General features: G+C 64.9%; 6 protein-coding genes, 1 pseudogene and 1 other annotated feature. Of the genes and pseudogenes, 3 read left to right on the top strand and 4 right to left on the bottom strand.

Annotation, left to right across the window (positions count from 1 at the left end; translation table 11 throughout):
* Positions 1–10: 10 nt before the first annotated feature.
* From AC5JJ6_RS33785 to AC5JJ6_RS33795, 3 genes are all read right to left on the bottom strand, one after another.
* Positions 11–409 carry a hypothetical protein gene (locus tag AC5JJ6_RS33785; RefSeq protein WP_496046243.1) on the bottom strand — a complete coding sequence of 133 codons (399 nt, stop codon included), beginning with the start codon at positions 407–409 and terminating at the stop codon, positions 11–13.
* A 148-nt stretch (positions 410–557) separates the two neighbouring features.
* Positions 558–1,280, bottom strand: a complete 723-nt coding sequence (locus AC5JJ6_RS33790) for an IS5 family transposase (protein ID WP_496046248.1) — start codon at positions 1,278–1,280, stop codon at positions 558–560.
* Positions 1,281–1,540: 260 nt separating this feature from the next.
* Positions 1,541–2,800 carry a replication initiation protein gene (locus AC5JJ6_RS33795; protein ID WP_496046244.1) on the bottom strand — a complete coding sequence of 420 codons (1,260 nt, stop codon included), beginning with the start codon at positions 2,798–2,800 and terminating at the stop codon, positions 1,541–1,543.
* Between the two features lie 486 nt (positions 2,801–3,286).
* On the opposite strand from AC5JJ6_RS33795, the gene hflX reads away from it, so the two are divergent.
* Positions 3,287–4,639 (top strand): GTPase HflX, encoded by a 1,353-nt coding sequence (hflX, locus tag AC5JJ6_RS33800; RefSeq protein WP_496046245.1) that lies wholly within the window; start codon positions 3,287–3,289, stop codon positions 4,637–4,639.
* A 133-nt stretch (positions 4,640–4,772) separates the two neighbouring features.
* Complete coding sequence (locus AC5JJ6_RS33805; RefSeq protein ID WP_496046246.1) at positions 4,773–5,498, top strand: DUF2270 domain-containing protein; 726 nt, start codon at positions 4,773–4,775, stop codon at positions 5,496–5,498.
* Positions 5,499–6,148: 650 nt separating this feature from the next.
* Here AC5JJ6_RS33805 and AC5JJ6_RS33810 read toward each other — a convergent pair.
* Positions 6,149–6,361, bottom strand: coding sequence for a hypothetical protein (locus tag AC5JJ6_RS33810; protein ID WP_496046247.1), 213 nt, complete (start codon positions 6,359–6,361; stop codon positions 6,149–6,151).
* Between the two features lie 171 nt (positions 6,362–6,532).
* Between AC5JJ6_RS33810 and AC5JJ6_RS33815 the strand changes: the two are divergent.
* Positions 6,533–6,771 (top strand): annotated as a pseudogene (locus AC5JJ6_RS33815) (transposase); the annotation flags it as partial.
* Positions 6,691–6,789 (top strand) — a sequence feature (AL1L pseudoknot). Its footprint overlaps the pseudogene before it by 81 nt.
* The last annotated feature ends 524 nt before the right edge of the window (positions 6,790–7,313 follow it).

The following is a 7,313-nucleotide window of genomic DNA, read 5'->3' on the forward strand; positions in this document are numbered from 1 at the left end:
CAGCGTCGAATCAGAACGCGCGATTCCAAGCAACATCAAAGTGCTCTAGGCTCAGCACCAGCGTCGACTGGCCGTCATGGTCGAAATCAGTCCAGTTCATCGCTACCAGGGCGTCCCCGCGACCGTTCAACTGATGCGGCACCCAACGGGCGAAGCTGTCCCACACGTCGATGCCGGTGTTGCTGAGCAGTCGGTCCACCTGCTTGACCGCGTGCTTAGTCACCAGACCGCGCGCCTGAGCCAGGGCCTGGCCGATCATCGCTACAGCGAGCGATGCCGTCGCCATTACCCCAAGCGTGGCGCCGGCCAAGGCGTCGAGCCGTTTGGCATGCAGGTCAGACCCATACAACTCGCCGAGGAACGACCGCACTTCGCCCAGACGCCCGCCTCGTTCATCCGCCTTGCCCACCTCGATGCTCCAGCCCTGATCGAGCCGAAACTCCTACAAAACCCACGCGAATTGCGCCTATGCCCACAAGGGAAAATGAGGGGATTCGTGAGCTCGCAACCTGCATACTATGAGACGGGCTGCCTCCTATCTCAGGCTGACATCTGGTCTAGGGTCTGTGACCGGCCTCAGCGATGCGCAGGTTGATCATGGTGGCGGCGAGATGGGCGAAGCCCATCCAACTGCGCCGGGTCTTGTCGCGCCGTAGGGCGATGCGGGCAAAGTCCTTGAGCCAAGAGAACAGGTTTTCGACGTGGTGCCGCCGGGCGTAGAGCAGGAGATCCCATGTGGGTGGATCAACCATACCCCGCTTGGGTGGAGTGTGGACGGTGCAGCCCGCCGCGGCGAAGGCCGTGCGGAGCGGCGCTGAGACATAACCGCGGTCAAGCGCCGCGTCGCAAGCCGGGATGCCCGAGGCCAGCGCTGTTGCATAGCGCAGGTCGGAATGCTGCCCAGGGCTGGCGATCAGCCGCAGGATGCGGCCTGCGCCATCGGTGCTGGCATGCAGCTTGGAGCAAAGCCCGCCACGGCTGCGGCCAAGCGCTTCGGCGGTCGTCGAACTGCCGACAGCGCCACTCGCGGCGCGGTGGGCTTTGCAGGTGGTACTGTCCAGCAGCAGCAACCCGTCAGCTGGCAGGTTCGGGCGGAGCGCCTCGAAGATCAGCTCCCACCATCCACGCAGGCACCAGCGCCGCCAGCGGTAATAGATGCTCGACCAGAGGCCCAAGCCCTCGGGCAAGTCACGCCAGGGTGCACCCGTTCGGCAGATCCAGAGCGCGGCTTCGACGAAGCGGCGCAGTGCCACGTCATCGCGCTTCCAGACAGGGGGGATTTGCTACATCACCAGCATCAGCGGCACCCATTGGGCGTCGTCCAGGCTTGTCCTGGCCATGGCCGCATTTCCTTGAAAGCCTCGAGACCTTCCAAGGTGGCGCGGCCAGGAACCGGATCGGAGCCAGACCGGTCAGCCAGACAGTCCGGTCACAGACTCTAGCTGCAGGCGGCCCAACCCTTCCCTGTTGCCAGCGGCTCGCTGCACCAACGCCCGGCCGGTCGCCTCAGTCTGTTGTTCAATGCTGGACGCCACAGACGTCAGCGCCAGCCTACCGCAGGAGCTCTCCGCACGCGACGGAACACCTCGTCCGCTGAGTCAATCCGGCTTTCCCAGAAGTCGTCGATCAGGTCACGATTGACCATCACCCACGCCGAAATGCGTTCGAACACCGGATCAGTAATCCCGCCGCTGACCTGCAGGACGACAGGTTCCACAATTATGAGGGTCAGCCGATCCATATCGAGGTACGCGTTAGGTGTGACCCCAATCACGATGTGGCGGTCACCATCAGCGCGTCGGAGCCAGACCACCTGCGGCAAACCGGTCAGATCGGAGCGTAGGCTGATCATGCGGAGCCGCTCCCGCCCGGCGGCGGCCGGCGGCTGAGGCTGCCCGCCGGTGACCGGCTCCGTCGGGGACGGCGGAGTTGACAGCTCCGCACCCTCTACCTCGTGCGACTGCACTGGTGCCGTCATCGGTGAGCCATGAAGGGCTTGGGCGTTTGCATCATCCTCGTGCGTCGCGTGTCGGACACTGACCCCCTCGTCATCCACCGCAATGGAGATCGACAGGTCGGCCGCGAAGACGCACCGCAACGCATCCTCGAAGCCTGACCTGAACACGGCGCTGTCCTGATTGGGTTCACCAAATAGGCGCAGTAGATCCGCCCACGGTGTGCTGGCGACAGCGCCTGCTGGCATTTCGGCCAATGAGTGTCGGATCCATACATAGGCGTCGAGCGCCGCCGCGGACGCTGCTAGCGCTTTGACGATGCGGCGGTCCAGCGGGACCGCGCGCTCAGCCAAGTCGGCCTGAAAGCGGGCGTTCAGACGAACACTGCGACGCCACTTCGTCGTCGCACGGGGATTGGATCGAGCGTCGAAAACGGCCAGGAGAGGGCCACCATCCAGCGACACCACCACTTTCGACGAGGCGAGGCGGGCAAACTCGCCGGCAAGCTCGCTCAGGCTCGCCTCGTCAATCGCCACCCCGATGGTGGCGGCAAGCATGGCGGCGTTCTGCCCCATGTCCACCACCGCGCTGCCTGTGCGAAACGCGGTGTCGCAGACATGCATCAGGATCAGCCTGAGGAACCTTCCACTTGGCATTTCGGGGCCGCCAACGGCAGGTGCGATGCGGATGGTCGCCGTCCCGACTTCACGGCGCCAGTCACCGCTCGAGGCGTACACCGGCAAGGCCATCCGGCAGAATGCGGCGTGGTGCCACAGGAGGTGTTCGGTGGGCAGGGAGGTTGCAGGATCGGCGCGCCGCGGGCGCGGACAGGCAGTCTGGTTCATAATGGATGTGGCTCGTATGGGGGGTGACGTGGCGCGGGCAGCGCCGCGCGGCTTGCTACGCTGTTCAGAACCGGGAAGGAGGCGTGACGGCTGGTTCGGCCAGGACGCCTGGCCGGGCTGACACGCCATGGAGTCCGGACCTCGAGGACATTGCCGTGGAGCATGCATATAGTTGCTCCGCCGGCGAGTATCCAGCGATGACCGTGGCACGAGCGGTGGCCGGCTCCTGCCAAGCAGGCATGATCATTATGCTTCCATGTCCCGCCTCGAAGCCTGCCGCCTCGCCAGCTTTGAAACCCTCATCTGCGCTGGCTCGGGCAAGCAGATCATCGCCATGGAATGCGGAGTAGCCGAGCTCGCTCTCGTTTGGACCGCTGACTTGCCACTGGCCCAGCGCACGACGGCGATCCGCGCCGGCCGGTGCTGCTCCCGCTGCCAAGCGAGGAGCGCTCCAAGGTTCAGCCCGATCCGTGCTATTTCCCTGCCATGGAAACCAAGCCCCCCATCCCGCTCGCCGTCCTGGTTGGCATCCAGACGCCGGAGGTCGAAGACGTCGCGCACCAAGCCAGCCTTGAGGAACTCGGACGCCTGGTGAAGACGCTGGGTTACGAGGTGGCCGGCATGGTGTCGCAGCGGCGCGAGGGCACCGGCGCCGGATCGCTGCTGGGCAGCGGCAAGCTGGCGGAACTGGCGGCGCTGACCGGCGGCTCCGGCCTGGTCGGCTCGATGGCGCCGCCCCCGCGTTCCAAGGCACGGCAGCGGTTCGAGGGTGCCGCGGAGGCTGCCGACCCGGCAGAGCCCAATCCCGACGCTGCCCGCAAGGCCGAGTTCGTTATCGTCGACCACGAGCTCTCGCCCAGCCAGATCCGCAATCTGGAGCGCGCCACCGGTGCCCGGGTGCTGGACCGAACCGGCGTCATCGTCGAGATCTTCCACCGCCACGCCAACACCCGCGAGGCAAAGCTGCAGGTGGAGATGGCTCGTCTGAAGTATGTTGCCCCCCGCCTGAGGGAATCCGCGGGAGGTGGTGGGCGGCAGCAAGGGCCAGGCGCGGGCGAAACCACCCTCGATCTCGACCGGCGCAAGATCCGCGACCGGATTTCGGAGCTGAGGGAGCAACTGGAAGCGGTGCAGCGCGACAGCGACCAGCGCCGCTCCGCCCGGCGGGACCAGCTGCGGGTGGCGCTGGTCGGCTACACCAATGCGGGCAAGTCGTCCCTGATGCGGGCCCTCACCGGCAGCCAGGTGCTGGTGGAGGACAAGCTGTTCGCCACCCTCGACACCACTGTCCGTGTCCTGCAGCCGGAGACCCGGCCCCGCATACTCGTTTCGGACACGGTCGGCTTCATCAAGCAGCTGCCACACGACTTGGTCGCTTCGTTCCGCTCCACCCTGGCGGAGGCGCTTGAGGCTTCGCTGCTGCTGTTCGTGGTCGATGCGTCTGACCCGACCTACGAGGCGCAGCTGGAGGTGTCCCGCAGCGTGCTGCGTGAGATCGGCGCGGATGCGGTGCCGTCCCGCCTGGTGCTGAACAAGATGGACCGGGTGGATGCCGCCGGGCGCGCCGCCCTCCTTGAGAAGCATCCCGACGCGATCCTGCTCTCCGCCCAGGTGCCCACGGATGTGAGCGCCCTGCGGAACACCATCGTAGGGTTTTTCGAGGCTGCGATGGTCGAGGATGTGCTGGTGCTGCCCTATGCGAAGCAGGGCCTTATCGGCGAGGTATATGAAAGCGCCCGGGTTCTGTCCGAGGCGTACGACGAGACCGGCCGGGTGCTAAGGGTGCGCGGCCTGCCCGGCGCCATCACGCGGCTGCAGCGGAACCTCGCCGCGCATTGAGCTATCGTGCCCATCAGGGGGCCTCGGGCGCGCCATGCCGCCCGCACACGGGTTCGACGCATCGGCGCGGGGCTGGAGGCTGTTACCAGGGCTGGTAGTCCCGTTACCCTCGCCACTCACCCGGGAGACCGTCATGGACGCCGTTCGAGGAAAGCAGCAGGGCAGTGAGGGAGCCGGGCGCCCCGCCAGCCTGCCGCTTCCCGCCACCTCTAGCGAGACCATCACAGTCCTCGCCCATTTTCATCGGGCGGAGATCGCACGGATGTCGGGGTGGAGGGACCGAATCGACCTGACGACGAACTGGGCCATCACGGTGGCGGCAGGAATGCTCTCCGTCTCGCTGTCGACACCCAGCGCCCACCATGGTGTCCTTCTCTTCGCCATGGTGCTGGTTTTCCTGATGCTCTCAATCGAGGCGCGGCGCTACCGGTTCTTCGATGTCTACAGGACGCGAGTACGACGGCTCGAGCGGAACTACTACGCGCAGGTCTTCGCCCCTCGCGTGGGCGTGGAGGAAGACTGGGCGAGGTACCTGAGCGACGACCTGCGGGAGCCTCAGTTCCTTATGCCGCTGAGAACGGCGATGTCGCGGAGGCTCCGGCGGAACTACTTCTGGATGTTCCTCGTGCTGCTGGCGGCCTGGATTCTGAAAATTTCCTCATCTTGGCTGCTGCAGGACAAGGTTGCAGTCGATCCGGCGAAGCCCGTGCCGGGCATGATCCAGAATCTGGCGCTCGGCCCTGTTCCGGGCTGGGTCGTGCTTATCGCGGTGGGCGCATTCTACTGCTGGCTCGGTTACGCCACCTTCCGCCCGCGCGAGAAGTCCGGCGAGTTGGCACATGGTAGCGTCCACGTCTGAACTGGGCGCGAGGATCCTCTCATGTCAGAGAACTTGTTGCCTGGGTAGTCTCTCGCAACGAGACTCGCCGCCACCTTGCCACACTACAGCTTCTAACCGGTCGATGCGGCACCGCAAGGCCGCAGCAGAACTCGTTCGGTCGCCTCGTGTGGGGCTTCTCGGGCGGCAGATGCGGCTTCAGGCATCGCTACTGGCGTCCGTCAAAATAACCTCTTTCCATCTTTCCGATAAAGGAACGCAGACCCGAAACACCCGTGATTTGTGGAGACGATGTGGCCGCTGCCAGGGATCAGCTTATGGAGCTAATTTGCTGGATTCAGCGTTGCTTCACCATCCCGCGCTGGAGAATCGGACGCAATCAGACAGCCAAATCCTATGACCACTCCAAACAGGAACAAGCCTGGGAACCATCCTGTATCGCGCCTGGAACAAGAACCGGATCCGCGGGCGCAAAAGCCAACCAACAACTCGGTGATCCCGGACTGCTGGGTGGCCCGGCCGGCGCGGGCTCTATGGCAGAGATGGCGGAAGCAGAGGATAGCAGATGCTTCCACCACGAGGCTTTCGGCTCACACAAGGCAGCGGAACCGGCTTCGCTCAATACGAGGTGGACCATGTCAAACACCGACCCACTACCCGGATCCGGCTGGTTACCAGTCGATGCCATGGACGATCTGGCGGCGCAGCATGGTGCTGTCAGCCAAGAGATTACCCAACGCCTCCTTCGCATGTCGCCACGCGCTCGTGTGCTGGAGTTGATGCGTCTTGCCGCCGCTGGGGTAGATGCCACCGAGCGTTTGCGGGCTAGCGATCTTGCTCGTGCGCTCGAGGCTTTCGAGGGCTCCGAGCAGGTAACTGACCAAGAGTTGTGTCACCTGTTTCCTAATTTCGTCCTGAAATAGCAGTAAAAGGCTGCGGGAAATCGGTTTTCTGCAGGGGCGTAATCCTCTGGTCCAGCCAAATCCGATTTTGAATTTGGTATCTGCGGAATGGCGGGCGGTGGTGGGGACGGTACCCGGGGGGGATAGGCGCGAGGCTGCACGATGGAGGCGCTCCGGAACTGGGAGCGCCAAGCCGAGCGTAACGGGGGGCAGCGGCCCGGGCCGACGAGTGCCGAGCGGGAACGGAGCAAGTCGCTCGAGAGAGAGATGCGCGAGCTGCGTCAGGCCAATGAGGTCCTGCGGAAGGCATCGGCGTATGTCGCGCAGGCGGAGCTCGACCGCCGGTCCAAGAGTTGATCGCCTTCATTGACGATCACCGGGGTGAGTACGGACATCCACAACACGCTCCGGCTCACCTCGTGCCGACGTGCCACATCCGCAAAGCGTGTCCCAGGGCGCTCGTGCAGGGCAGTGCCCTGCACCAGCCACGATCCGCAACTTGTCCTTAACCCGGCACTGCCGTCGGCGCTCGACCCCGCTGATGATCTCCATCCCTCACGCCCGCCCTGTCCTTAGCGACACCCTTATGAGCGTCGATAAGATCAGAAGACAGGTTCACCCACGCCCGGGAAGGCGGCCCTCGGCGGATGGATACAAACGAGCAGCATATCCGTCAGTGTGCCTGCGACGTCGGAGCTTCGTTTGCGCTGATACGACATCCGTCCGGCCTGGCCAGGAGCCGGCCGCACCGACAGCCATTTCCATCTCTGTCGCCATCATCCACCCCTCCAGTGGATGCTGCCGCTTGCCGGTGAACCTGCCGGCTCAGGACGCGTATGGCATGTGCGGGCGGATGAGCGGGTCCCCTCCGCGTCTTGGCTGCCCTCGCGCCCCCGCAGGCTTGCCCCCGTCGTGCAAACAGCCCCCGCCTTTG

The sequence above is a fragment of the Skermanella sp. genome (genome assembly GCF_059503625.1).

What these genes read in the sequence shown, in the direction of transcription:
- AC5JJ6_RS33805 (WP_496046246.1), top strand. Translation starts at nt 4,773, where the DNA reads ATGGACGCCGTTCGAGGAAAGCAGCAGGGCAGTGAGGGAGCCGGGCGC.
- hflX (WP_496046245.1), top strand. Translation starts at nt 3,287, where the DNA reads ATGGAAACCAAGCCCCCCATCCCGCTCGCCGTCCTGGTTGGCATCCAG.
- AC5JJ6_RS33795 (WP_496046244.1), bottom strand. Translation starts at nt 2,800, where the DNA reads ATGAACCAGACTGCCTGTCCGCGCCCGCGGCGCGCCGATCCTGCAACC.